At 64.4% G+C, this 24,085-nt stretch carries 23 protein-coding genes and 1 pseudogene; 22 read left to right on the top strand and 2 right to left on the bottom strand.

The genetic code is table 11. The features are described 5' to 3' along the window. Positions 1 to 45 precede the first annotated feature (45 nt). Positions 46 to 1,235: pseudogene (locus tag NLM33_RS08235) on the bottom strand (Rieske 2Fe-2S domain-containing protein). Next, positions 1,232 to 1,453, bottom strand: a complete 222-nt coding sequence (locus tag NLM33_RS08230; protein WP_254095592.1) for a hypothetical protein — start codon at positions 1,451 to 1,453, stop codon at positions 1,232 to 1,234. The pseudogene NLM33_RS08235 and the gene NLM33_RS08230 overlap by 4 nt, the downstream one beginning before the upstream one ends. Here NLM33_RS08230 and NLM33_RS08225 point away from each other — a divergent pair. From NLM33_RS08225 to NLM33_RS08120, 22 genes are all read left to right on the top strand, one after another. Further along, entirely contained in the window at positions 1,410 to 1,925 is a 516-nt protein-coding gene (locus tag NLM33_RS08225) for a MarR family winged helix-turn-helix transcriptional regulator (protein ID WP_371929920.1), read from the top strand. The two genes, NLM33_RS08230 and NLM33_RS08225, sit on opposite strands and share 44 nt — an antisense overlap. 182 nt (positions 1,926 to 2,107) lie before the next feature. Beyond that, positions 2,108 to 4,366, top strand: coding sequence for a TonB-dependent siderophore receptor (locus NLM33_RS08220; protein WP_254095590.1), 2,259 nt, complete (start codon positions 2,108 to 2,110; stop codon positions 4,364 to 4,366). A 22-nt stretch (positions 4,367 to 4,388) separates the two neighbouring features. Continuing rightward, complete coding sequence (locus tag NLM33_RS08215) at positions 4,389 to 5,525, top strand: PepSY domain-containing protein (RefSeq protein ID WP_254095589.1); 1,137 nt, start codon at positions 4,389 to 4,391, stop codon at positions 5,523 to 5,525. Then, positions 5,525 to 5,731, top strand: coding sequence for a hypothetical protein (locus tag NLM33_RS08210; protein WP_254095588.1), 207 nt, complete (start codon positions 5,525 to 5,527; stop codon positions 5,729 to 5,731). Before NLM33_RS08215 ends, NLM33_RS08210 begins: the two co-directional genes overlap by 1 nt. A gap of 265 nt (positions 5,732 to 5,996) precedes the next feature. Then, on the top strand, positions 5,997 to 6,362 hold the full coding sequence (locus NLM33_RS08205) for an NADH-quinone oxidoreductase subunit A (protein WP_008136158.1): 366 nt from the start codon (positions 5,997 to 5,999) through the stop codon (positions 6,360 to 6,362). Further along, positions 6,353 to 6,943, top strand: a complete 591-nt coding sequence (locus NLM33_RS08200) for an NADH-quinone oxidoreductase subunit B family protein (RefSeq protein ID WP_371929919.1) — start codon at positions 6,353 to 6,355, stop codon at positions 6,941 to 6,943. Before NLM33_RS08205 ends, NLM33_RS08200 begins: the two co-directional genes overlap by 10 nt. An 11-nt stretch (positions 6,944 to 6,954) precedes the next feature. Further along, entirely contained in the window at positions 6,955 to 7,569 is a 615-nt protein-coding gene (locus NLM33_RS08195; protein ID WP_254095587.1) for an NADH-quinone oxidoreductase subunit C, read from the top strand. 2 nt (positions 7,570 to 7,571) lie between these two features. Further along, the gene (locus NLM33_RS08190) at positions 7,572 to 8,768 is read left to right on the top strand and encodes an NADH-quinone oxidoreductase subunit D (RefSeq protein WP_254095586.1); all 1,197 of its coding nucleotides are present in this window, start codon (positions 7,572 to 7,574) and stop codon (positions 8,766 to 8,768) included. Then, the gene (locus NLM33_RS08185) at positions 8,768 to 9,730 is read left to right on the top strand and encodes an FkbM family methyltransferase (protein WP_254095585.1); all 963 of its coding nucleotides are present in this window, start codon (positions 8,768 to 8,770) and stop codon (positions 9,728 to 9,730) included. The genes NLM33_RS08190 and NLM33_RS08185 overlap by 1 nt, the downstream gene beginning before the upstream one ends. 12 nt (positions 9,731 to 9,742) lie before the next feature. Further along, positions 9,743 to 10,354, top strand: coding sequence for an NADH-quinone oxidoreductase subunit NuoE (gene nuoE, locus NLM33_RS08180; RefSeq protein ID WP_254095584.1), 612 nt, complete (start codon positions 9,743 to 9,745; stop codon positions 10,352 to 10,354). Then, positions 10,354 to 10,560, top strand: a complete 207-nt coding sequence (locus tag NLM33_RS08175) for a hypothetical protein (RefSeq protein ID WP_254095583.1) — start codon at positions 10,354 to 10,356, stop codon at positions 10,558 to 10,560. Before nuoE ends, NLM33_RS08175 begins: the two co-directional genes overlap by 1 nt. A 15-nt stretch (positions 10,561 to 10,575) precedes the next feature. Then, on the top strand, positions 10,576 to 11,901 hold the full coding sequence (gene nuoF / locus NLM33_RS08170) for an NADH-quinone oxidoreductase subunit NuoF (RefSeq protein ID WP_254095582.1): 1,326 nt from the start codon (positions 10,576 to 10,578) through the stop codon (positions 11,899 to 11,901). A 5-nt stretch (positions 11,902 to 11,906) separates the two neighbouring features. Then, complete coding sequence (gene nuoG / locus NLM33_RS08165) at positions 11,907 to 13,982, top strand: NADH-quinone oxidoreductase subunit NuoG (RefSeq protein ID WP_254095581.1); 2,076 nt, start codon at positions 11,907 to 11,909, stop codon at positions 13,980 to 13,982. 10 nt (positions 13,983 to 13,992) lie between these two features. Beyond that, entirely contained in the window at positions 13,993 to 15,060 is a 1,068-nt protein-coding gene (gene nuoH, locus NLM33_RS08160) for an NADH-quinone oxidoreductase subunit NuoH (protein WP_254095580.1), read from the top strand. Positions 15,061 to 15,074: 14 nt separating this feature from the next. Then, on the top strand, positions 15,075 to 15,563 hold the full coding sequence (nuoI, locus tag NLM33_RS08155) for an NADH-quinone oxidoreductase subunit NuoI (RefSeq protein ID WP_026232873.1): 489 nt from the start codon (positions 15,075 to 15,077) through the stop codon (positions 15,561 to 15,563). A gap of 9 nt (positions 15,564 to 15,572) precedes the next feature. After that, entirely contained in the window at positions 15,573 to 16,211 is a 639-nt protein-coding gene (locus NLM33_RS08150; RefSeq protein ID WP_254095579.1) for an NADH-quinone oxidoreductase subunit J, read from the top strand. Beyond that, entirely contained in the window at positions 16,208 to 16,516 is a 309-nt protein-coding gene (gene nuoK, locus NLM33_RS08145; RefSeq protein ID WP_254095578.1) for an NADH-quinone oxidoreductase subunit NuoK, read from the top strand. Before NLM33_RS08150 ends, nuoK begins: the two co-directional genes overlap by 4 nt. 7 nt (positions 16,517 to 16,523) lie before the next feature. Continuing rightward, the gene (gene nuoL, locus NLM33_RS08140; protein ID WP_254095577.1) at positions 16,524 to 18,602 is read left to right on the top strand and encodes an NADH-quinone oxidoreductase subunit L; all 2,079 of its coding nucleotides are present in this window, start codon (positions 16,524 to 16,526) and stop codon (positions 18,600 to 18,602) included. Then, complete coding sequence (locus NLM33_RS08135; protein ID WP_254095576.1) at positions 18,603 to 20,111, top strand: NADH-quinone oxidoreductase subunit M; 1,509 nt, start codon at positions 18,603 to 18,605, stop codon at positions 20,109 to 20,111. Between the two features lie 22 nt (positions 20,112 to 20,133). Continuing rightward, entirely contained in the window at positions 20,134 to 21,570 is a 1,437-nt protein-coding gene (gene nuoN, locus NLM33_RS08130) for an NADH-quinone oxidoreductase subunit NuoN (RefSeq protein ID WP_254095575.1), read from the top strand. A 2-nt stretch (positions 21,571 to 21,572) separates the two neighbouring features. Then, entirely contained in the window at positions 21,573 to 22,379 is an 807-nt protein-coding gene (locus NLM33_RS08125; RefSeq protein WP_254095574.1) for a biotin--[acetyl-CoA-carboxylase] ligase, read from the top strand. After that, on the top strand, positions 22,379 to 24,049 hold the full coding sequence (locus NLM33_RS08120; protein WP_254095573.1) for a ribonuclease J: 1,671 nt from the start codon (positions 22,379 to 22,381) through the stop codon (positions 24,047 to 24,049). The genes NLM33_RS08125 and NLM33_RS08120 overlap by 1 nt, the downstream gene beginning before the upstream one ends. Positions 24,050 to 24,085: the final 36 nt, after the last annotated feature.

Below are 24,085 nucleotides of genomic sequence, written 5' to 3'. Positions count from 1 at the left end.
TCCCCCCCCCAATATGTATTTATTGTTGTCATTGGTTTTGGTCTCTCACCTGTCGCGGATGTAATTCCCCGCTTCGAATGCGACCGGCGGCGCGCTGGGATCGAAGGAGACGCCGATCGGTCGCGGCCTGCGGCGAGCGCCTCGAGTTGATCGGTCAGCATGCGCCGGATCATCAGGATGCCGCGGTCGCTCTGGCCGAAATGCTCCTCGGAGTGAATGGTCACGGGGCCCTGGCCGACCTGGGCTTCGTAGTCGCCGGGAAACTGCTGGTGCTCGGCCTCACTCATGTCCCACCAGAATTTTCCGTTGAACTTCGAGCGCATGCGGCTGATGTCGCCGGCATGCTTCACCCGTCCCGCGACACAAATGCGGAAAGAAATGTCGTCGATCGGAAGCACCCAGCCGATCGACTCGACGCGGGCGAACTGCGCGACGCGCGGGTTCGGCACGACGCGTAAGGTTGGCAGCGCCGCCTCGCTGACGCGGTAGAACACCTTGCCGTCGTCCTGCCTGCGTTCCGAGCGCACGAGGACTCCGCGCGGCGATTTCTCGAATTTCACCTCCGGGATCGAGGCCATCATGTTGGTGAATTGCGGGCCTGAGAACGAGCCGTGCAGCACCGGCACGTGGTAGGGATCGACCACGTTCTCGAAATGCTGGAGCCAGTTGCAGGGGATGATGGCGGGTCCCCCGCCGCCGATCGAGGAGTCATCGGCCTCGACGAGTTCACCCTCGTCCATGGTCTCCAGGCATTCGTAGGCCGGCAGGACCGGGCGTTTCTCGGCCGGGCCCATATAGGCGAAGATCAGCCCGTAGCGTTCCTCGACCGGATACCAGGGCTGGCGCACCTTGTCCTTGAATTGCCCGCTGTCGGGCTCGCAGGGCTGCTCGAGGCAGTGGCCTTCCGTGTCGAACTTCCAGCCGTGATAGCAGCAGCGGATGCCATCCTCCTCGACCTTGCCGTAGTAGAGCGTGGTGCCGCGGTGGCAGCAGCGCGCGTGCAACAGGCCCGGCCGGCCATGCTTGTCGCGGAACAGGACGAGGTCCTCGCCGAGCGCGCGGACTTTCCTCGGCGTGTCGGTGGCGTCACTGACGAGGCCGACGGGGTGCCAGTAGCGGCGGAGCAGTTCGCCCATCGGCGTGCCGCGCGCGACCGAGGTCAGCTCGGTGCGCGTGCTTGCTTCCCGCATCGCATAGGCCGTGCCGAGATCGCGGTCGCGCTGGGTGATGGTCATGCCGTTCCTCCCGCCCGCAGCTCTCCGGCCGCCGGGTCGTATTCTTCGTTGATTGCGGAAGTCAACGATAGATCGATGACAATGTCAACGATATTGCGAATGCCTCTAACAATCATTTCAAGTGCCACGCCGCCGCCCCTTGGCAGGCCGTTTGTTTGTTGGCAGAGGTGGCGCATGAGCCAGAAGCCGAGCAGAGGCGGGCGGATGTCGCCCGACATGGACGAGAGCGCGGTGCCCGCGCCGATCACCGTGATGCTGTCATCGCGGCTGATGGTGCTTGCCAATCTGCTCAAGCGCGGCGCCATCCTGCGCTACAAGCGCGTCGCCGGATTGAACTCGGTGGAGTTCGGCCTCGTCGCCTCGCTTGGCCGGCGTCCGCCGATGAGCGTGGCGCGGCTCGCCGAAGCGGTGGGGCAAGACAAGGGACAGATCAGCCGCGCACTCGCGGGCCTGTCGTCACGCAAGCTGATCGCGAAGACGCCCAATCCGCACGACAGCCGCGAGGTGCTGATCTCGCTGACCAAGGCAGGGCTCGCCGCACATGACGCAATCGTTGCCAGCGCGCAGGAGCGCAATCGGCGCCTGCTGCAGCAGTTGAGCAAGGACGAGCTCGACTCGCTGCTGGCGCAGATCGATCGCCTGACTGCAGCCGCCGAAGAGATGTTGGATGCGGAAAAGGATCCGGACTGATCGTCCGACCGGTTTTCGACGCGTTCATTTTGGAAAAATTCTAAGAGCTCTTCTAAGAGGCATTCAATTAGGTCTTCCGCACGCGCTCGCTTAAGCGTCGCCGCAACGCATGTCGTCATTCGCACTTTCGGCATGGAACAACAAACGTTGCAGGTTGGGGTGGTGCGTTGAACTGTCTTGGAATGCTGCGGTCGGCGGGACTTGCGACCGCGTCCGCTTTGGTACTGTTGCCGCAAGCTTCGGTCGCTCAATCCTCGGGATCCTCGTCGCAGAGCGGCGCGCAAGCCTTGCCGCCGGTTGCCGTGGCTTCGCCCGAGCCCCGCCGCCGTGCGGCGGCCGCGGCGACGCGGCGAACGCCGCGGGCAGCGCAGAGCGCGAACGAGCGAAAGCCGCAGCCTGAGCGCAATGTCGGATTCGTCGAGACGCCGCGCGGCCCGGTTCATGGTTATGTCGCGGGCCGCAGCTCGTCCGGCACCAAGACCAACACGCCGATCATGGAGACGCCGCAATCGGTGTCGGTCATCGGCGCCGAGCAGATCCGCGACCAGAAGCCGACCAAGCTGGACGAAGCCCTGCGCTACACCGCCGGCGTGCGCGCCGGTACCTTCGGCGCCGACACCCGCAACGACTGGTGGCTGATCCGCGGCTTCAAGTCGGACGACATCGGACTGTTCCTCGACGGCGTGCAGCTGTTCTACACGGCCTATGCGAGCTGGCGGCTTCCGCCATCCAACATGGAGCGCATCGAAGTGCTGCGCGGTCCGTCTGCGGTGCTCTATGGCGGATCGAGCCCGAGCGGCATTGTCAACGTCATCAGCAAGCTGCCGCCAACCGAGCCGATCCGCTACATCGAGACCGGGGTCAACAATTTCGGCAACGCCTATGTCGGCTTCGACGTCGGTGGTCCCGTCGTGACGCAGCCCCAGGACGGCAAGCTGTTCTACCGCGTCGTCGGTGAGGTCAGGAACGGCGACACGCAGGTCAACTTCACACCCGACAACAACTACTTCATCGCACCGTCCGTCACCTGGAAGCCGGACGCCGACACGACCTTCACGGTCCTTGCCTCGGCCTCCAAGACCGATACCCGCGGCATCAACTTCCTGCCCTACAAGGGTACGGTGACGAGCGCGCCGTTCGGCAAGATCCCGACCAGCTTCTTCGCCGGCGATCCCAGCGTGGACAAGTTCACGCGCGAGCAGGAGATGCTCGGCTACCAGTTCGAGCGCAATCTCACCGACGATTTGACGTTCCGGCAGAATGCGCGTTTCGCGCATGTCGATTTGACCTATCGAGGCTACGTCGGCAGCGGTTGGACAAACGTCAACACAGGCTCGCTCGCCCGCTACAATTGGTATGCGAAGGACACCGCCAACCAGGCCGATCTCGACAACCAGCTGGAGTACCGTTTCAACACCGGTCCGGTGAAGCACACCATGCTGTTCGGCGTCGATCTGAAGGGCTACCAGATCGACGACTACCAGGCCTTCGGGTTCGGCGTGCCCTCGATCAACGTCCTCAACCCCTCTTACGGCGCAGCCGAGGTTCCGTTGCCGACCTCGCCTTTCCGCAACTACCTGATCACGCAGAAGCAGGCCGGCACCTATCTTCAGGACCAGATGAAGCTCGGCAATTTCACGCTGGTGCTGAGCGGCCGCAACGACTGGGTCGAGACGACGCAGGCCGCCCGTGACAGCGGCGCCATCGTCGGCCAGCGCGACGACAGCAAGTTCAGCGGGCGCGCCGGGCTGATCTACAATTTCGACAACGGAATTGCGCCCTACATCTCCTATGCGACGAGCTACAATCCGGTCATTGGCCTCAATGCAAGCAACCAGTTGCTCCTGCCGGAAACCGGCAAGCAGGTCGAGGTCGGCCTGAAGGTGCAGCCGAAATGGTTCGATGGTTACTTCACGGTCTCGGCCTTCGACCTGAAGCGCCAGAACGCACTGACCACCGATCCGTCAAATGTGTTGTTGCAGAACCAGACCGGCGAGGTCACCTCGCGCGGCATCGAGCTCGAGGCGGTGGCCAATGTCACGAAGGAGCTGAAGCTGATCGGCGCCTTCACCAGCTATCATCTCTTCACCAGCAAGGACCTGGATTCATCGCTGATCGGCAAGACGCCGACCAACACGCCAGAGCTCCTGGTGTCAGGCTGGGCCGACTACACGTTCAAGGAGGGACCGCTGGCGGGCTTCGGCTTCGGCGGGGGCGTGCGCTACGTCGGCTCGTCCTGGGCCGACGCTGCCAACACACTCGAGGTTCCCGCGGTCGTGCTCGGCGATCTCGCGGTCCATTACGAATGGCAGAACTGGCGCACGGCGATCAACGTCATCAACCTGACCGACAAGATCTATGTCGCGAGCTGCGCCTCGGAAGGGGCCTGCTTCTACGGCGACCGCCGGCGCGTCACCGCCAGCGTGTCCTATAAATGGTGAGGGCAGGCGAGGGGATCGCGGCGTGAAGGCGCGCACCGTCAGGCTCTGGTCCGTGGTCCACACCTGGACCAGCCTGATCTCGACCGTGTTTCTGCTCCTGCTCTGCCTGACCGGACTGCCGCTGATCTTCCATCACGAGCTCGACGAGCTTCTGGGCTATGCCCCCCAGCCCGAAGCTCACGCGGGCGCGGCGCGTGCGACGACCCAGGCGGTCGCCGACGCCGCGCTCGCTGCCGATCCGGGCCGGGTGCTGCAATATATCTCCTGGGACAAGGACGAACCCGGGATCGTGTTCGCATTCACCAACAGCGCGCCGGACGGCCCGCCGGACAACGCCACCGTGCGCGCCTTCGATGCGGTCTCGGCCAGGCTGCTCGGACCCGTCGGTGTCGGGCCGATGCTGATCGTGCTCAAGCTGCACACCGATATGTTCGCCGGCCAGGCCGGAAAGCTGTTTCTCGGTGCGATGGGGCTCTTGTTCGCGGTCGCCATCATCTCCGGCGTGGTGCTGTACTGGCCGTTCACCCGCCGCCTGCGCTTTGCAACCATCCGCTACCCCGCCGCGCGCCGTGTGGTCTGGCTCGACTGGCACAATCTGATCGGCGTGGTGACGGTGGTGTGGGCTCTGGTGGTCGGGCTGACTGGCGTGATCAACACCTGGGCCGAGCTGATGCTCGACCAATGGAAGGCGACCGAGCTCGCCAGCATGGTCGCGCCCTATGCCGGCAAGCCGCCGCCGGTGCATCTGGCTTCGCTCGACGGCGTCGTCGCCCGCGCCAGGGCGGCCGCACCCGGCATGGACATCGCCTTCATCGCTTTCCCGGGTACCCCATTCACGTCGTCGCACCATTTCGCGGCGTTCATGCGCGGCGATACCGCCCTCACGGCGCGCCTGCTGAAGCCCGTGTTGCTGGACGGGGAGACCGGGGAAGTCGCCGACAGCCGGGCGCTCCCGGTCTACCTTCAGGCGCTCTTGATTTCGCAACCGCTGCATTTCGGCAACTATGGCGGTATGCCGCTGAAGGTGATCTGGGCCGCGCTTGACGTGCTCACGATGATCGTGATCGGCAGCGGCCTCTACCTCTGGCTGGTGCGGCGGCGAAAGCGGCGGCCGGCCCGCGCCGACGCATTCGCGAAACGAGCCCCGGTCCCGTTGTGATGCATGGCTCGCCCCTTCGCTCGCGCCCGTGGCTACGGGTCTTCGTCGCGCCGATTCTGATCGCGGCAGCGACCTCGATCGGCCTGCTCGCCGCGCTGCTGTGGGGCGAGATCGGCAAATATGTCGCCTGGGTGACGGTTGGCCTTCCCGTGCTCGTCATTCCCTGGGCCTGGCTGCGTCGTAGCAGGACAGCAAAGCCGTCCTAGACATCCCGAGCCGCGGGTGGACGTGCTCCGCGTGGAGCGTCCGTCGATGGTGGAGGAGGCCGACAGGGATGCCCTTGCTGGGGCGGCCGTTCTGCTCCATACCAGCCGCGGGGCGATTCCGGGATTTCCACTGTTCTGGGGGCGGCAAAGGGCCTAAAAACAGCGTGTCTTGCACCCTTTGGTGCACTGCGCTAAGGCTCAGAACAATTCCAAATCGGGACGAATCCGCGAGCCACCCGAGGCTTGCGGGAAAAAGGGCGTGCCAATGAGCGGCATTCTGCAGAACTATCTTCCACTTGTCGTCTTTATAGGGGTAGCGGGCCTGATTGGCCTCGTGCTGCTGATCGCCCCCTTCATCGTGGCCTTCCAGCAGCCGGATCCGGAAAAGCTGTCGGCGTATGAGTGCGGTTTCAACGCCTTCGACGACGCCCGGATGAAGTTCGACGTCCGCTTCTACCTGGTCGCCATCCTCTTCATCATCTTCGACCTTGAGGTGGCGTTCCTGTTCCCCTGGGCAGTCGCGTTCGGAAAGCTTGGTGCGACCGGCTTCTGGTCCATGGTGGTGTTCCTCGCCGTGCTGACGGTGGGGTTTGCCTATGAATGGAAGAAAGGGGCACTCGAATGGGATTGAACCCTGCCACACCGTCCGCCGGTCCGGTTCTCGCGCCGGCCCCGAAGGGCATTCTGGATCCGTCGACCGGCAAGCCGGTCGGTGCGAACGATCCATTCTTCCTCGAGGTCAATCACGAGCTGTCCGACAAGGGCTTCTTCGTCGCCGCGACCGATGACCTCATCACCTGGGCGCGCACCGGTTCGCTGATGTGGATGACCTTCGGTCTCGCCTGCTGCGCGGTCGAGATGATGCAGGTCTCGATGCCGCGCTACGACGTCGAGCGCTTCGGCTTTGCGCCGCGTGCCTCGCCGCGCCAGTCCGACGTGATGATCGTCGCAGGCACCCTGACCAACAAGATGGCCCCGGCGCTGCGCAAGGTCTACGACCAGATGCCGGAGCCGCGCTACGTCATCTCGATGGGCTCCTGCGCCAATGGCGGCGGCTACTATCACTATTCCTACTCGGTCGTGCGGGGCTGCGACCGCATCGTGCCGATCGACATCTATGTGCCGGGCTGTCCGCCCACGGCGGAAGCGCTGCTCTACGGCGTGCTGCTGCTGCAAAAGAAGATCCGGCGCACCGGCACCATCGAACGCTAAGGTTTTACGTCATGGACGACGGCAAGCTCGACGCCCTTGGGCAAACGATCGTTAGCGCGCTTCCGGGCGCCGCCACCGGTCACACGGTCGCCTTCAACCAGCTCACGGTGGAGGTCGAGGCCGCCAAGATCGTCGAGGTGGTCAAGTACCTCCGCGACGATCCGAACTGCCGCTTCATCAACTTCACCGACATCACGGCGGTGGATCATCCGTCGCGCGAGAAGCGTTTCGACGTCGTCTATCATCTGATGTCGCCGACGTTGAACACCCGGATCCGGCTCAAGGCCCAGGCCGACGAGACCACCCAGGTGCCGTCGCTGATCGAGGTGTTTCCCGGCGCCGACTGGTTCGAGCGCGAGACTTACGATCTTTACGGCGTGATCTTCGTCGGCCATCCCGACATGCGCCGCCTCCTCACCGATTACGGTTTTGAGGGGCATCCGCTGCGCAAGGACTTCCCGCTCACCGGCTTCGTCGAGGTCCGCTACGACGACCAGGAGAAGCGGGTTGTGTATGAGCCGGTTCGGCTCAACCAGGAATTCCGCAAGTTCGACTTTTTGTCTCCTTGGGAGGGAGCCGATTATCCGGTCCTTCCGGGCGATGAAAAAGCAGGACCGAAGGTCTGATCATGAACGAGCAACCCGAACAGCTTCGCAATTTCACCATCAATTTCGGGCCGCAGCATCCGGCCGCGCACGGCGTGCTGCGTCTGGTGCTGGAGCTTGACGGCGAAGTCGTCGCCCGCGTCGATCCCCATATCGGCCTGCTTCACCGGGGCACCGAAAAGCTGATCGAGCAGAAGACCTATCTGCAGGCGATCCCGTATTTCGACCGGCTCGACTATGTCGCGCCGATGAACCAGGAACACGCCTTCTGCCTCGCCGCTGAAAAGTTGCTCGGCATCGAGGTGCCGCGCCGCGGCCAGTTGATCCGTGTGCTCTATTGCGAGATCGGCCGCATTCTCTCTCATCTTCTCAACGTCACCACGCAGGCGATGGACGTCGGCGCGCTCACCCCGCCGCTGTGGGGCTTCGAGGAGCGCGAGAAGCTGATGGTGTTCTACGAGCGCGCCTCGGGCAGCCGTATGCACGCAGCCTTCTTCCGCGTTGGCGGGGTGCACCAGGACCTGCCGCCCAAGCTGATCAACGATATCGAGGCCTGGTGCGATCCGTTCCTGAAGGTGGTCGAGGACCTCGACCGCCTGCTCACCGCCAACCGCATCTTCAAGCAGCGCAACGTCGATATCGGCGTGGTGCCGCTGAAGGAAGCCTGGGAGTGGGGTTTCTCGGGCGTGATGGTGCGCGGCTCCGGCGCGGCCTGGGACCTGCGCAAGTCGCAGCCCTATGAGTGCTATGCCGAGATGGAATTCGATATTCCGATCGGCAAGAACGGCGACTGCTACGACCGCTACCTGATCCGCATGGAAGAGATGCGCCAGTCGGTGCGCATCATGAAGCAGTGTATCGAGAAGCTGAAGGCGCCGGAAGGGCAGGGGCCGGTCGTCGTTGAGGACAACAAGGTCGCCCCGCCGCGCCGCGGCGAGATGAAGCGCTCGATGGAAGCGCTCATCCATCACTTCAAGCTCTATACCGAAGGCGTCCATGTGCCGGCCGGCGAGGTCTATGCGGCGGTCGAGGCGCCGAAGGGCGAGTTCGGCGTCTATCTCGTCTCCGACGGCACCAACAAGCCCTACAAGTGCAAGATCCGCGCGCCGGGCTTTGCGCATCTGCAGGCCATGGATCACATCTGCAGGGGCCATCTGCTCGCCGACGTCTCGGCCATCCTCGGCTCGCTCGACATCGTGTTCGGAGAGGTCGATCGGTGATGGCGCAGGCGCCAATCCAGTTTGACCGCGCTTCAGGGGCTCTTGAAGGAGCCAACCTGTGGGAGCGGACGGCTGCCTTGGCGCTGGTAACGGGATCGAAGATCTCCTCACATTTCTCGCACATGGGCTACATCGCCTGCGCGAACCTGCTGCGGAAAACGCTGCCCGAGCGCAATATCGCGATCAAGCTCAACCCGGACGCCGTGTTCGAATTCCCCTACGGCGACGGCTACTGGAGCAAGCTGCTCAACCGCTCGTACAATTACGAGGACGAGCTGGAGCTGCTGTTCGCGGACTCCGTCGACGTCGATTACACGCTGCTCGATTGCGGCGCGAATTACGGCTACTGGTCCGTGCTGGTGTCAAGCAAGCCGTTCGGCGCGCACCAGGCTATCGCGATCGAGCCGTCGGGTCAGAACTACCCGAAGCTTGCGAACAACGCGCGCATCAACGGTAATCGCTTCGAGACCATGAAATGCGCGATCGGCGCCGAGCGCGGCACCGCGCGGCTCTCTGGCACCAAGCACGAGGCGTTCAGCATTGCCGGCGATCCTTCGCAAGGCGGCGAGCAGGTGCCGGTTATCGCGCTCGACAATCTCATCGATGACGGCAAGGTCGCGGCCGGCGGCAAATATCTGATCAAGCTCGACGTCGAAGGTGTGGAGATCGAGGCGATCAAGGGCGGCGCGCGGCTGTTGCAGGGCGACAGCGTGATCATGTGCGAGGAGCACGGCAGCGACCGTTCACACGCGGTGTCGCGCTACATCCTCGAACAAACCCCGCTGAAGCTGATCGTCTACGATCCCAGCACCAACCGCATGGAGACGGTGACCGAACTCTCGATCCTCGATCGCATCAAGGTCTCCACCCACGTCGGCTACAACGTTTTCGGCACCGCAAGCGCATTCTGGCAGGACAGGATCGATGCCCTGAATGCGAAGGCTGCGCGCCGTATCCAGTGAGAGATTGAAGAGATGTCCGTTCGCCGCCTAGCGCCCAAGGAAGTCCAGCCCGCGAGCTTTGCGTTCACGGAGGAGAACCTCGCGTTCGCGAAGCAGCAGATCGCGAAATATCCGGCGGGGCGTCAGGCCTCGGCCGTGATCGCGATCCTGTGGCGCGCGCAGGAGCAGAACGATGGCTGGGTGTCGGAAGCCGCGATCCGCGTCATCGCCGACATGCTCGACATGCCCTATATCCGCGTGTTGGAAGTCGCGACCTTCTACACAATGTTCCAGCTCGCGCCCGTCGGCAAGAAGGCCCACGTCCAGGTCTGCGGCACCACGCCGTGCCGCCTGCGCGGCGCCGAAGATTTGATCCACGTTTGCGAGAGCCGGATTCATCACGAGCCCTTCCACCTATCCAAGGACGGCAATTTCAGCTGGGAAGAGGTCGAATGCCTGGGCGCCTGCGTGAACGCGCCGATGGTCCTGATCGGCAAGGACACCTATGAGGACCTGACCAAGGAAAGCTTCGGCAAGGTGCTCGATGGCTTTGCCTCGGGCAATCCGCCCAAGCCCGGCCCGCAGAACGGCCGTCAGTTCTCGGCCCCCATCACCGGCCCGACCACGCTGAAGGAGACCACCTGATGCGTGAGCTCGCGTCACCGGCAGCGGAGAGGAGCGGCGCCGTGAAGAAGTGGGGCTTCATCGCCATGCATGCCGCCGTCGCGGCCGCCTTCATCTTCCTGCTGCAGCGCTTCACCCTGAACGCGTCGCTGGAAACCAGCCTGCTCTGGGCGCTGACCTTTGCCGTCTGCGCCGCCGGGCTTGCCTACAAGCAAGCCAACCGTTGATCGGAAAGCACTGAAATGCTCGAGGACAAGGACCGCATCTTCAAGAACCTCTACGGCCTCCATGATTGGGGGCTCGAGGGCGCGCGGCGCCGCGGCGCCTGGGACGGCACCAAGGCCATCATCGACAAGGGCCGCGACTGGATCATCAACGAGATGAAGGCCTCGGGGCTCCGCGGTCGCGGTGGCGCCGGCTTCCCGACCGGCCTGAAGTGGTCCTTCATGCCGAAGGAATCGACCGACGGGCGGCCGAGCTATCTCGTGGTGAATGCCGACGAGTCCGAGCCCGGCACCTGCAAGGACCGCGAGATCATGCGGCATGATCCGCATCTCCTGATCGAGGGCTGCCTGATCGCGAGCTTCGCGATGAACGCGCATGCCTGCTACATCTATGTCCGTGGCGAGTTCATTCGCGAGCGCGAGCACCTGCAAGCCGCGATCGACCAGGCCTACGAGGCCAAGCTGGTCGGCAAGGACAACGTCAACGGCTGGCCGTTCGATATCTACGTCGCCCACGGCGCCGGCGCCTATATCTGCGGCGAAGAGACCGCGCTGCTCGAGAGCCTGGAAGGCAAGAAGGGCCAGCCGCGGCTGAAGCCGCCGTTCCCGGCGAATGTCGGCCTGTTCGGCTGCCCGACCACGGTCAACAACGTCGAGTCGATCGCGGTTGCGCCTGACATCCTGCGGCGCGGCGCGGCCTGGTTCGCCGGCATCGGCCGTCCGAACAATGTCGGCACGAAACTGTTCTGCATCTCCGGTCATGTCGAGCGGCCCTGCAACGTCGAAGAGGCTATGGGCATTCCGTTCCGTGAGCTGATCGACAAGCATTGCGGCGGCATCCGCGGTGGCTGGGACAATCTGAAGGCCGTGATCCCCGGCGGCTCCTCGGTGCGCATGGTGCCGGCTGAGCAGATCATCGACACGCCGATGGACTTCGACAGCCTGAGCAAGCTGCGCTCGGGTCTCGGCACCGCGGCCGTGATCGTGATGGACAAGTCGACCGACCTGATCCGTGCGATCGCCCGCATCTCCTATTTCTACAAGCATGAGAGCTGCGGTCAGTGCACGCCGTGTCGCGAGGGCACGGGGTGGATGTGGCGCGTGCTCACCCGCATGGCCGAAGGTCGCGCCCACAAGCGCGAGATCGACATGCTGCTGGAAGTCACCAAGCAGGTCGAAGGCCACACCATCTGCGCGCTCGGCGACGCAGCCGCCTGGCCGATCCAGGGCCTGATCGCGCATTTCCGTCATGAGATCGAAGCGCGCATCGACCAGTATTCGCACAAGGCCGACATCGACGATGCCGGCGTCCGCGATCCCGTGAACATGGTCGCGGCGGAGTAGGAAGAATGACAAAGCTCATCATCGACGGCAAAGAGATCGATGTCCCGCCGGAGTACACGCTGCTCCAGGCGTGCGAGGCCGCCGGCGCCGAGATTCCGCGCTTCTGCTATCACGAGCGGCTGTCGATCGCCGGCAATTGCCGGATGTGTCTCGTCGAGGTGAAGGGCGGCCCGAAGCCGGTCGCGAGTTGCGCCTGGGGCGTGCGCGATTGCCGTCCGGGTCCGAAGGGCGAGCCGCCGGAAATCTCGACGCGTTCGCCGATGGTGAAGAAGGCCCGCGAAGGCGTGATGGAGTTCCTTCTCATCAATCATCCGCTGGACTGCCCGATCTGCGACCAGGGCGGCGAGTGCGACCTCCAGGACCAGGCGATGGGCTATGGTGTCGACACCAGCCGCTTCGCCGAGAACAAGCGCGCGGTCGAGGACAAGTATCTCGGCGCGCTGGTCAAGACCTCGATGAACCGTTGCATCCAGTGCACGCGCTGCGTCCGCTTCTCGGCGGAAGTTGCCGGCGCCCCCGAGATGGGCGCGACAGGCCGCGGCGAGGACATGGAGATCACGACCTATCTCGAGCACGCGCTGACGTCCGAGCTTCAGGGCAACCTCGTCGACATCTGCCCGGTCGGCGCGCTGACCTCGAAGCCGTATGCGTTCGCCGCGCGCCCGTGGGAGCTCGGCAAGACCCAGTCGGTCGATGTGATGGACGGCGTCGGCTCGGCGATCCGCGTCGACACCCGCGGCCGCGAGGTGATGCGCATCCTGCCGCGCGTCAACGAGGCCGTGAACGAGGAGTGGATTTCCGACAAGACCCGTCACGTCGTCGACGGCCTGCGCACGCAGCGGCTCGACCGGCCCTATATCCGCGAGGCCGGTAAGCTGCGCCCGGCTTCATGGTCCGAAGCTTTCGCCGCGATCGCCGCCAAGGCGGGCCGCAGCGACGGCAAGCGCATCGGCGCCATTGCCGGCGATCTCGCCGGCGTCGAGGAGATGTTCGCGCTCAAGGATCTGCTCGCCAAGTTCGGCTCGGCCAATCTGGCGGTGCAGGGTGGCGATGCCTTCGATCCCGCGCTCGGCCGCGGCTCGTATATCTTCAATCCGACGCTCGTCGGCATCGAGCAGGCCGACGCGCTGCTGATCATCGGCGCCAATCCGCGCAAGGAAGCGGCCGTGTTCAACGCCCGCATCCGCAAGCGCTGGCGCGCGGGCGGCTTCAAGGTCGGCGTGATCGGTGCCAAGGCCGATCTGACCTATGACTACGATCATCTCGGCGCGGGCACGGAGACGCTCGCCGATCTCGCCGCCGGCAAGCATTCCTTCGCTGATGTCCTGAAGAACGCCAAGCATCCGGTCGTTCTGGTCGGGGCCGGCGCGACCTCGCGCCATGACGGCGCGGCGATTCTCGCGCAGGCCGCCAAGCTGGCGCTCGATATCGGTGCGCTAAAGGATGGCTGGAACGGCTTTGGCGTCCTCCAGGAGACGGCTTCGCGCGTCGGCGCGCTGGATATCGGCTTTGCGTCAGGTAACGGCGGTTTGAACGCCGCGCAGATGACGACGTTCGGCACGCTTGACCTGTTGTTCCTGCTCGGCGCCGATGAGATCAAGGCGCCGGACGGCACCTTCGTCGTCTATGTCGGCACCCACGGCGACCGCGGCGCGCACCGCGCCGACGTGATTCTGCCGGCGGCGGCCTACACCGAGAAGTCCGCGATCTACGTCAACACCGAGGGCCGCGTACAGATGACGGGCCGTGCCGCGTTTCCGCCGGGCGAGGCCCGCGAGGACTGGGCGATCGTCCGCGCGCTGTCCGAGGCGCTCGGCAAGAAGCTCGGCTACGACTCGCTCCCTGCGCTGCGTCAGGCGATCTTCAAGGCGGTGCCGCATCTGATCCGTCTGGACCAGATCGAGGCGGGCACGGCCGACCAGGTCAAGGCGCTCGCAGGCAAGGGCGGCACGCCGGAGAAGGCGCCGTTCAAGGCCCTGATCGAGGACTTCTACCTGACCAACCCAATCGCGCGTGCGTCCGCCGTGATGGCGGAATGCTCGCGGCTTGCCTCCGGGCAGATGCTGACCGCAGCGGAGTGAGCGTGATCTGATGGCATTCTTCGAAAGCGCATTCTGGACCGGGTTCCTCTGGCCGCTGATCATCATGGTCGCGGAGAGCGTGTTGGTGCTCGTCGTCCTGCTGGTCGCGATCGCCTACATCCTGCTCGCCGACCGCAAGATCTGGGCGGCGGTGCAGATCCGCCGTGGCCCGAACGTGGTCGGCCCCTGGGGCCTGTTCCAATCCTTCGCCGACCTCCTGAAGTTCGTGCTGAAGGAGCCGATCATTCCGGCCGGCGCCAACAAGGGCGTTTTCCTCCTGGCGCCGCTGGTCTCCTGCGTGCTCGCGCTCGCGGCCTGGGCGGTGATCCCGACCAATCTCGGCTGGGTGATCTCCGACATCAATGTCGGCGTCCTCTTCATCTTCGCGATCTCGTCGCTGTCGATCTACGGCATCATCATGGCCGGCTGGTCGTCGAACTCGAAATATCCGTTCCTGGCCGCGCTGCGCTCGGCGGCGCAGATGGTGTCCTACGAGGTCTCGATCGGCTTCGTCATCATCACCGTCCTGCTCTGCGCCGGCACGCTGAACCTGTCGGCGGTCGTCGAGGCGCAGCATGCGCGTGGCCTTGCCAGCCTGATCGGGTTGCCGCAGCTCACCATCCTGAACTGGTACGTGTGGCCGCTGTTCCCGATGTTCGTCGTGTTCTACGTCTCGGCGCTGGCGGAAACCAACCGTCCGCCGTTCGACCTCGTCGAAGCCGAGTCCGAGCTCGTCGCCGGCTTCATGGTCGAATACGGCTCGACGCCGTATCTGCTGTTCATGCTCGGCGAGTACGTTGCCATCGTCACGATGTGCGCGCTGGCGACGATCCTGTTCCTGGGCGGCTGGTTGCCGCCGGTCGATCTGCCGCCCTTCAACTGGGTGCCGGGGATCATCTGGTTCTCGCTCAAACTGTTCTTCATGTTCTTCCTGTTCGCGATGGCGAAGGCGATCGTGCCGCGCTACCGCTACGATCAACTGATGCGTCTCGGCTGGAAGGTGTTCCTGCCGTTGTCGCTGGCGATGGTGATCGTGGTAGCCGGCGTACTGCATTTCGCCGGCATCGCGCCGAAGTGAGGTCCGCCATGGGTATCAACATCAACGCCACCGCGCGTTCGCTTCTGCTGTCGGAATTCGTCTCGGCGTTCTTCCTCGCCATGCGCTACTTCTTCCAGCCGAAGCCGACGCTGAACTATCCCTTCGAGAAGGGCCCGATCTCGCCACGCTTCCGCGGCGAGCACGCGCTGCGCCGCTATCCGAACGGCGAAGAGCGCTGCATTGCCTGCAAGCTGTGCGAGGCGGTCTGCCCGGCGCAGGCCATCACCATCGAGGCCGGCCCGCGCCGCAACGACGGTACCCGCCGCACCGTGCGCTACGACATTGACATGGTGAAGTGCATCTATTGCGGCCTGTGCCAGGAGGCCTGCCCGGTCGACGCAATCGTCGAAGGCCCGAACTTCGAGTTCGCGACCGAGACCCGCGAGGAACTGTTCTATGACAAGGCCAAGCTGCTCGCCAATGGCGATCGCTGGGAACGCGAGATCGCGAAAGCGATCGAGCTCGACGCGCCGTACCGGTGAGGTGAGGGCATGATCCTTCCCGCGCTGTTTTTCTATCTGTTCGCCGGCATCTGCGTCGCCTCGGCGGTGATGGTGATTGTCTCGCGCAATCCCGTGCACTCCGTGCTGTACCTGATCCTGGCCTTCGTCAACGCCTCCGGCCTGTTCGTGCTGATGGGCGCCGAGTTCCTGGCGATGATCCTGATCGTCGTCTATGTCGGCGCGGTCGCGGTGCTGTTCCTGTTCGTGATCATGATGCTCGACGTCGACTTCCTCGAGCTGCGCGAGGGCTTCATCGAGTACCTGCCGGTTGGTCTCGTGATCGGCGGCATCTTCATGTTCGAGCTGTTGCTGGTCGTCGGCGCTTGGGTGATCAACCCGACCGTGACCAAGACGATCACGGCGGCGATCCCCGCCAACGTCTCCAACACCGAGGCGCTCGGGCTCGTGCTCTATACGAAGTACATCCATTACTTCCAGCTCGCTGGCATGGTGCTGCTGGTCGCGATGATCGGCGCCATCGTGCTGACGTTGCGCCACAAGGCGTCCGTCAAGCGGCAGGACATCAACGTTCAGAACGCGCGCACGCCCGACATGGCGATGGCGCTGCGCAAGGTGGCACCGGGGCAGGGACTCCAGGATGCCGATGCGGCGGAGTGGGTGAAATGACGATCGGGCTCGGACACTATCTTGCCGTCGGCGCGATCCTGTTCACGCTCGGCATCCTCGGCATCTTCCTGAACCGCAAGAACATCATCGTCATCCTGATGTCGATCGAGCTGATCCTGCTCGCGGTCAACATCAACTTCGTGGCGTTCTCGACCTTCCTCGGCGACATCGTCGGCCAGGTCTTCGCGCTGCTGGTGTTGACGGTCGCGGCTGCGGAAGCCGCGATCGGTCTCGCCATCCTGGTGGTCTATTTCCGCAACCGCGGCTCGATCGCGGTTGAGGACGTCAATCTGATGAAGGGTTAACCCAGCTATGGTTCAGGCAATTGTCTTTCTGCCTCTGCTGGGCGCCATTCTCGCCGGCCTGATCGCCATTTTCGGCGCGCATGGCCGCAACCCCAGCGGCGATACGGTCGAGCATCACGGCGACGATCACGGTCATGGCGACGCCCATGCGACGGCCGCCCATGATGATCATGCCCACGACGATCATGGCCACGACGACCACCACGTCTCCGAGCCGCCGGCGGCGGGCTCGCGCGCGGCTGAGCTGATCACGACGGCGCTGCTGTTCGTCTCGGCGGCCCTGTCCTGGTTCACGCTGGTCGACGTCGGCTTCATGCACCACGACGCGCGGATTCCGCTGCTGCCCTGGATCCTCTCCGGCGACCTCCAAGTCTACTGGGCGCTGCGGGTCGACACGCTCACGGCCGTGATGCTGGTGGTGGTCAACACCGTGTCATCGCTCGTGCACCTCTATTCCATCGGCTACATGGACGAGGATCCGTACCGGCCGCGCTTCTTCGGCTATCTCTCTTTGTTCACCTTCGCCATGCTGATGCTGGTGACGGCCGATAACCTCGTGCAGCTGTTCTTCGGCTGGGAAGGCGTGGGTCTGGCCAGCTATCTGCTGATCGGTTTCTGGTACCAGAAGCCGTCGGCGAACGCGGCGGCGATCAAGGCCTTCGTCGTCAACCGCGTCGGCGACTTCGGCTTCGCGCTCGGCATCTTTGCGGTGTTCGCGCTGGTCGGCTCGACCGATTTCGAGACGATCTTCCACGCGGCCCCCGGCCTCACCGGCAAGACCATCAACTTCTTCGGCTGGCAAGCCGATGCCCTGACATTCGCCTGCGTGCTGCTGTTCATGGGCGCGATGGGCAAGTCGGCGCAGTTCCTGCTGCACACCTGGTTGCCGGACGCGATGGAAGGCCCGACCCCGGTCTCGGCGCTGATCCACGCCGCGACCATGGTGACCGCGGGCGTCTTCATGGTGGCGCGGCTGTCACCGCTGTTCGAACTCGCGCCGAACGCGCAGGCCGTCGTGATGTTCTTCGGCGCGACCACGGCGTTCTTCGCCGCGACCGTCGGCCTCGTTCAGAACGACATCAAGCGCATCGTCGCCTACTCGACCTGTTCCCAGCTCGGCTACATGTTCGTGGCGATGGGGGCAGGGGCCTATTCGGTCGGCATGTTCCACCTGTTCACCCACGCCTTCTTCAAGGCGCTGTTGTTCTTGGGGAGCGGCTCGGTGATCTACGCGATGCATCACGAGCAGGACATCCGCAACATGGGCGGCTTGTGGCGCAAGATCCCCTATACGTTCGCGGTGATGACCGTCGGCACGCTGGCGCTGACCGGCTTCCCGCTGTTCGCCGGTTACTTCTCCAAGGATGCGATCATCGAGTCGGCTTATGCCTCGCATAATCCGTTCTCGACCTACGCCTACCTGCTGACCATCGGGGCCGCCGGCCTGACTTCGTTCTATTCCTGGCGCCTGGTGTTCAAGACCTTCTTCGGCGAGCCGCACGACGAGAAGCACTACGAGGCGGCACATGAGAGCCCGATGTGGATGCTGGTTCCGATCGGTGTGCTCGCTGCCGGCTCGATCCTCTCCGGCTTCCCGTTCAAGGAGATCTTCACCGGACCTCACGGCGTGGAGGAGTTCTTCCGTGAATCCGTGAAAATGAACCCGCATATTCTCGAGGACATGGAGCACATGCCGCCCCTGCTGGGATGGCTGCCCTTCGTGATGATGGTGGGCGGCTTCCTGGTGTCCTACCTGTTCTACATTCGCTGGACCTATCTGCCGGTCGAGCTCGCAAGAACCCAGCCGATGCTGTACCAGTTCCTGCTCAACAAGTGGTATTTCGACGAGCTGTACGACGTCATCTTCGTCCGCCCGGCGAAGTGGATCGGCTATCAGCTCTGGAAGAAGGGCGACGGGGCCATCATCGACGGCTTGGGCCCCGACGGCGTCTCGAAGCGAGTCCTGGATATCACCCGCAACGTCGTGAAGATCCAGACCGGCTATCTCTATCACTATGCATTCGCCATGCTGATCGGCGTCGCCGGCCTGATCACCTGGTTCATGTTCGGCTTTGGAGGCCAGTAAATGACAACCTGGCCCATCCTTTCCGTCACCACCTTCCTGCCGCTCGTCGGCGCGCTGCTCGTCTACGCCGTTCGCGGCGACGACGAGGCGGCGCGGCGCAATGCGCGCTGGATTGCGCTGTGGACCACGCTGATCACCTTTGCGGTGTCGCTGCTCCTGGTCGTGCGCTTCGATCCGTCGGTCGCGGATTTCCAGTTCGTCGAGAAGGCCAATTGGCTCGCGGTCGGCATCACTTATCACATGGGTGTTGACGGCATCTCCCTGCCGTTCGTGATCCTGACCACGGCCTTGATGCCATTCTGCATCATCGCGAGCTGGACGGCGATCCAGACCCGGGTGCGCGAATACATGATGGCGTTCCTGATCCTGGAAACGCTGATGATCGGCACCTTCTCGGCGCTCGATCTCGTGCTGTTCTATTTGTTCTTCGAGGGCGGCCTGATCCCGATGTTCCTGATCATCGGCATCTGGGGTGGTCCGCGTCGGGTCTATGCCTCGTTCAAGTTCTTCCTCTACACGTTCCTCGGCTCGGTGCTAATGCTGCTCGCCATCATGGCGCTGTACTGGAACGGCAGCACCACCGACATCCCGACCCTGATGCACACCGCCGTGCCGCGGTCGTTGCAGACCTGGGCGTGGCTGGCCTTCTTCGCCTCCTTCGCGGTGAAGATGCCGATGTGGCCGGTGCACACCTGGCTGCCCGATGCGCACGTCGAGGCGCCGACCGCGGGCTCGGTGATCCTGGCGGCGATCCTGCTGAAGATGGGGGGCTACGGCTTCCTGCGCTTCTCGCTGCCGATGTTCCCGCTGGCGTCGCACGACTTCGCGCCGCTGATCTTCACGCTCTCGACCATCGCCATCGTCTACACCTCGCTGGTGGCGATGATGCAGGAGGACATGAAGAAGCTGATCGCGTACTCCTCGGTCGCGCATATGGGCTTCGTCACCATGGGCATTTTCGCGGGCACCATGCAGGGTGTCGCCGGCGGCGTGTTCCAGATGATCTCGCACGGCATCGTCTCCGGCGCGCTGTTCCTCTGCGTCGGCGTCGTCTACGACCGCATGCACACCCGCGAGATCGCGGCCTATGGCGGCCTCGTCAACCGGATGCCGCTCTACGCGCTGACCTTCATGGTCTTCACCATGGCCAATGTCGGTCTGCCCGGCACCTCTGGCTTCGTCGGCGAGTTCATGACACTGCTCGGCACCTTCAAGGTCTCGCTCCCGACCGCGTTCTTCGCCACGACGGGCGTGATCCTGTCGGCATGCTATGCCCTCTGGCTCTACCGCAAGGTCGTGTTCGGGGCGCTGGTGAAGCCGTCGCTGACGACCATCAAGGACCTCACCTTCCGGGAGTGCCTGACGCTGTTCCCGCTGATCGCTCTGACGATCCTGTTCGGCGTCTATCCGAAGCCGGTCCTCGATATGTCGGCCGCCTCGGTCCAGCAACTCGTCAACAATTACAACACCGCGGTGACGGCCGTGAAGGCCGCCGCACTGCTCCAGTGAGCGGGCAGGTCAGGATATCGCCATGAGCTTTGAGACAGCAGGTTATCAACTGGCGCCGGTCGTGCCCGAGCTCGTGCTCGCGGTCGGCAGCATGGCGCTCCTGATGCTGGGTGCGTATCGCGGGCAGGGGACCACGAAGGCGATCACGACGCTCGCCGTTCTGCTCCTGGTCGCAACCGGCGTGCTGGTGCTCCTGCTGCCCGCGGGCAAGCTGGTGACCTTCGGCGGCAGCTTCATCGTCGACGACTTCGCGCGCTTCCTGAAGATCCTGGCGCTGATCGGCTCGGCGGTGACGCTGATCCTGTCGACGGAGTTTTTGTCCGATCCGTCGCGCCGCATCTTCGAATATTCGATCCTCGTCCTGCTCTCCACCCTCGGCATGATGGTGCTGATCTCGGCCGGCGACCTGATCTCGCTCTATCTAGGCCTCGAGCTGATGTCGCTGGCGCTCTACGTCGTCGCGGCCAGCAACCGCGACAATGCCAAGTCCAATGAAGCGGGCCTGAAGTATTTCGTGCTGGGTGCGTTGTCCTCGGGCATGCTCCTGTACGGCGCCTCGCTGATCTACGGTTTCACCGGCACGGTCAGCTTTGCCGGCATCGCGGCATCGGCCACGACCGCCAGCGTCGGTCTGGTCTTCGGTCTCGTCTTCCTGCTCGCCGGCCTCTGCTTCAAGGTCTCGGTCGTGCCGTTCCACATGTGGACGCCCGACGTCTATGAGGGCGCGCCGACGCCGGTGACCGCCTTCTTCGCCTCGGCGCCGAAGGTCGCAGCCATGGCCGTCTTCGCGCGCGCGACGCTGACCGCATTCCCCGGCATCGTCTCGCAATGGCAGCAGATCCTGGTGTTCGTGGCGATCGCCTCGATGGCGCTCGGCTCCTTTGCCGCGATCGGCCAGACCAACATCAAGCGCCTGATGGCCTATTCCTCGATCGGCCATATGGGCTTTGCGCTGGTCGGCCTTGCCTCCGGCACGGTCGAGGGCGCGCAGGGCGTGCTGATGTACCTCGTGATCTACGTTGCGATGACGCTCGGCTCATTCGCCGTCATTCTCGCCATGAAGCGCAACGGCCAGGCCCTCGAGCAGATCAGCGATTTCGCCGGCCTCTCGCGCACCAACCCGCTGCTTGCCTTCTTCTTCGCGATGCTGCTGTTCTCGCTTGCCGGCGTACCGCCGCTCGCCGGCTTTTTCGCCAAATGGTACGTCTTCGTCGCCGCGATCAAGGCCAATTTGTTCACGCTCGCTGTCATCGGCGTGCTGACGAGCGTGGTGGGCGCCTACTACTACCTCACCATCGTCAAGACGATGTATTTCGACGAGCCCTCCGGGCAGGTCGATCCGGTGCGCGTCGAGGTGCGGGCCGTGCTGGCGGTTGCGGGCCTGTTCACCATCCTGTTTGCGCTGTTTGCGGGACCCGTCGTGAGTGTCGCCAGCGCAGCGGCAAAGTCGCTGTTTTAGGGATGGGCTTCGCGCTCGGTCATCGCGCATCGTCCGCGGGCTACCGCCTCGCAGCCTTCGACCAGATCGGCTCGACCAATACGGCAGCCCTGGAGCGCGCCCGCCTAGGTGAGCGCGGCCCGATCTGGTTCGTGACATCGGAGCAGACGGCGGGACGTGGCCGCCGCCAGCGGGCCTGGATCGCGCCGCGCGGCAATCTGGCGGCCAGCATCCTCGAGGTGATGGACGTCGCGCCGGCCGTCGCCGCCACGCTCGGCTTTGCGGCGGGGCTGGCCGAGGAGGCGGCGCTGGAGCGGGTCAGCGTCGAAGCCGCGCTTCGCCTGGGTCCGGACCGGCCCCGATACACCCTGAAATGGCCGAACGACGTGCTTGCCGGTGGCAAGAAGCTCGTCGGCATCGGCCTCGAGGCCGAGGCCATCGGCGACCGGCTTGCCGTCGTGGTCGGCATCGGCACCAACGTCGTGGCGGCTCCTGAGGGCACGCCGACGCCCGCGGTGTCGCTGGCCGCCCTTGGCGTCAGTATCAGCGCGGAGGAGCTGTTCACGGCATTGTCCGACGCCTGGGTTGAATTCCGGGGCATCTGGGACGATGGCCGCGGCTTTGCGGAGATCCGCCGCCTCTGGCTGGAGCGCGCCGCCGGCCTTGGCGAGAAGGTCGCGATCCAGACCGGAAGCGCGACGCTCGAAGGCATCTTCGACACGATCGACGGCAGCGGCTGCCTGATCGTCCGCACCGCCGACGGCCGGCGCGTGCCGGTGGCGGCAGGCGAGGTCTTCTTCGGCACGGCCGCCTCGATGGGAGCGGCGTGATGGCAAGGCCTGACGAACTGGTGTTTGCGCCGCTCGGCGGCGTCGGCGAGATCGGCATGAACCTGTCGATCTATGGCCTCGGCAACCGCCACCAGCGCGCCTGGCTCGCGGTCGATCTCGGCGTCTCCTTCGGCGACGAGGAGCACCTGCCGGGCATCGACCTGATCATGCCCGACATCAGCTTCCTGGAGAAGGAACGCAAGAACCTGATGGGGCTGGTGCTGACCCACGCCCATGAGGACCATTTCGGCGCCATCATCGACCTCTGGCCCAAGCTTAAATGCCCGATCTACGCCACCAAATTCAGCGCGGCGCTGTTTGAGGCCAAATGCGCGGCCGAGCGCAATGCACCGAATATTCCGGTGACGGTGGTCCCGTCCGGCGGGCGCGTCGATGTCGGCCCGTTCAATGTCGAGTTCATTCCCGTCGCGCATTCGATTCCGGAAGCGCACGCGCTGGCGATCCACACCGAGGCCGGCACGGTGCTGCATACCGGCGACTGGAAGATCGACCCGAGCCCGACCTTGGGGAGTCCGACCGATGAAAGGCGGCTGCGCGAGCTGGGCGAGGAGGGCGTGCTCGCCCTGATCGGCGATTCCACCAATGCGGTGCGCGACGGCCGCTCGCCTTCGGAAGCCGAGGTCGCCAGGACCATCATCGATCTGGTCAAGGCTGCCAAGGGCCGCGTCGCCGTGACGACCTTCGCCTCCAACGTCGCGCGCATCAAGGCGGTGGCTGACGCCGCCAAGGCCGCGGACCGCGAGGTCGTCGTGGTCGGCCGCGCCATGGACCGCGTCGTGCAGGTCGCGCGCGAGACCGGCTATCTCGACGGCGTGCAGAATTTCCGCTCGCCTGAGGTCTACGGCCATCTTCCGCAGGACAAGGTGCTCGCGCTGTGCACCGGCAGCCAGGGTGAGCCACGCGCCGCGCTGGCGCGCATCGCCAATGACGATCATCCCGAGATCACGCTGAACCGCGGCGACTGCGTGATCTTCTCCTCGCGCACCATCCCCGGCAACGAGAAGGCGGTCGGCTCGATCATCAACAATCTGGTGCTCCAGGGCGTCGAGGTCATCACCGACCGCGACCATCTGGTCCACGTCTCCGGCCATCCCCGCCGCGACGAGTTGCGCGACATGATCGCCTGGACCAAGCCGCAGCTCCTGGTCCCCGTGCATGGCGAGGCCCTGCATCTGCACGAGCATGCCAAGCTCGCGCGCGCTGCCGGTGTGCCGCGGGTGCTGGTGTGCCGCAATGGCGATCTGGTGAAGCTCGGCCCGGGCGATCCCGGCATCGTCGGCGAGGTGCCTTCCGGGCGGCTCTACAAGGACGGCACGATCCTGGAGGATTCCAAGTCCCGCGCGGTGGTCGAGCGGCGGCGGATGGCCTTTTCCGGTTGCGCTTTCGTCGCCATCGCGATGACGGAGCAGGGCGAGCTCGTCGACGAACCCGAGGTCGATCTCGTCGGCATCCCCGAGAAGAACAGGGCGGGCGAGGCGTTTGACGACCTCGTCTTCGATGCCGTGATGTCCACGATCGAAGGCCTGCCGAAAGCGCGCCGCCGCGACCCGGATGCTTTGGCTGAGTCGGTGCGACGCGCGGTGCGGGCCGTGATCAACGAACATTGGGGTAAAAAGCCCCCCTGTCTGGTACATGTACTGACAGTCTAGTTTGAGAATGGTCTTTTCGGAAAAGCACTTCACACT

Source organism: Bradyrhizobium sp. CCGUVB1N3, from assembly GCF_024199925.1.
GTDB lineage: Bacteria > Pseudomonadota > Alphaproteobacteria > Rhizobiales > Xanthobacteraceae > Bradyrhizobium.
Note: the sequence above shows the minus strand (reverse complement) of the source record. Positions and strands in the feature narration are given on the sequence as shown.

Coding starts and splice junctions, on each gene's coding strand:
- nuoF (WP_254095582.1), top strand. CDS start 10,576: ATGCTCGAGGACAAGGACCGCATCTTCAAGAACCTCTACGGCCTCCAT.
- NLM33_RS08225 (WP_371929920.1), top strand. CDS start 1,410: ATGAGCCAGAAGCCGAGCAGAGGCGGGCGGATGTCGCCCGACATGGAC.
- NLM33_RS08135 (WP_254095576.1), top strand. CDS start 18,603: ATGACAACCTGGCCCATCCTTTCCGTCACCACCTTCCTGCCGCTCGTC.
- NLM33_RS08195 (WP_254095587.1), top strand. CDS start 6,955: ATGGACGACGGCAAGCTCGACGCCCTTGGGCAAACGATCGTTAGCGCG.
- NLM33_RS08120 (WP_254095573.1), top strand. CDS start 22,379: ATGGCAAGGCCTGACGAACTGGTGTTTGCGCCGCTCGGCGGCGTCGGC.
- NLM33_RS08150 (WP_254095579.1), top strand. CDS start 15,573: ATGATCCTTCCCGCGCTGTTTTTCTATCTGTTCGCCGGCATCTGCGTC.
- NLM33_RS08205 (WP_008136158.1), top strand. CDS start 5,997: ATGAGCGGCATTCTGCAGAACTATCTTCCACTTGTCGTCTTTATAGGG.
- NLM33_RS08230 (WP_254095592.1), bottom strand. CDS start 1,453: ATGTCGGGCGACATCCGCCCGCCTCTGCTCGGCTTCTGGCTCATGCGC.
- nuoN (WP_254095575.1), top strand. CDS start 20,134: ATGAGCTTTGAGACAGCAGGTTATCAACTGGCGCCGGTCGTGCCCGAG.
- NLM33_RS08125 (WP_254095574.1), top strand. CDS start 21,573: ATGGGCTTCGCGCTCGGTCATCGCGCATCGTCCGCGGGCTACCGCCTC.
- NLM33_RS08190 (WP_254095586.1), top strand. CDS start 7,572: ATGAACGAGCAACCCGAACAGCTTCGCAATTTCACCATCAATTTCGGG.
- nuoL (WP_254095577.1), top strand. CDS start 16,524: ATGGTTCAGGCAATTGTCTTTCTGCCTCTGCTGGGCGCCATTCTCGCC.
- NLM33_RS08220 (WP_254095590.1), top strand. CDS start 2,108: ATGCTGCGGTCGGCGGGACTTGCGACCGCGTCCGCTTTGGTACTGTTG.
- nuoE (WP_254095584.1), top strand. CDS start 9,743: ATGTCCGTTCGCCGCCTAGCGCCCAAGGAAGTCCAGCCCGCGAGCTTT.
- nuoH (WP_254095580.1), top strand. CDS start 13,993: ATGGCATTCTTCGAAAGCGCATTCTGGACCGGGTTCCTCTGGCCGCTG.
- NLM33_RS08175 (WP_254095583.1), top strand. CDS start 10,354: ATGCGTGAGCTCGCGTCACCGGCAGCGGAGAGGAGCGGCGCCGTGAAG.
- nuoG (WP_254095581.1), top strand. CDS start 11,907: ATGACAAAGCTCATCATCGACGGCAAAGAGATCGATGTCCCGCCGGAG.
- NLM33_RS08200 (WP_371929919.1), top strand. CDS start 6,353: ATGGGATTGAACCCTGCCACACCGTCCGCCGGTCCGGTTCTCGCGCCG.
- NLM33_RS08185 (WP_254095585.1), top strand. CDS start 8,768: ATGGCGCAGGCGCCAATCCAGTTTGACCGCGCTTCAGGGGCTCTTGAA.
- NLM33_RS08210 (WP_254095588.1), top strand. CDS start 5,525: ATGCATGGCTCGCCCCTTCGCTCGCGCCCGTGGCTACGGGTCTTCGTC.
- nuoK (WP_254095578.1), top strand. CDS start 16,208: ATGACGATCGGGCTCGGACACTATCTTGCCGTCGGCGCGATCCTGTTC.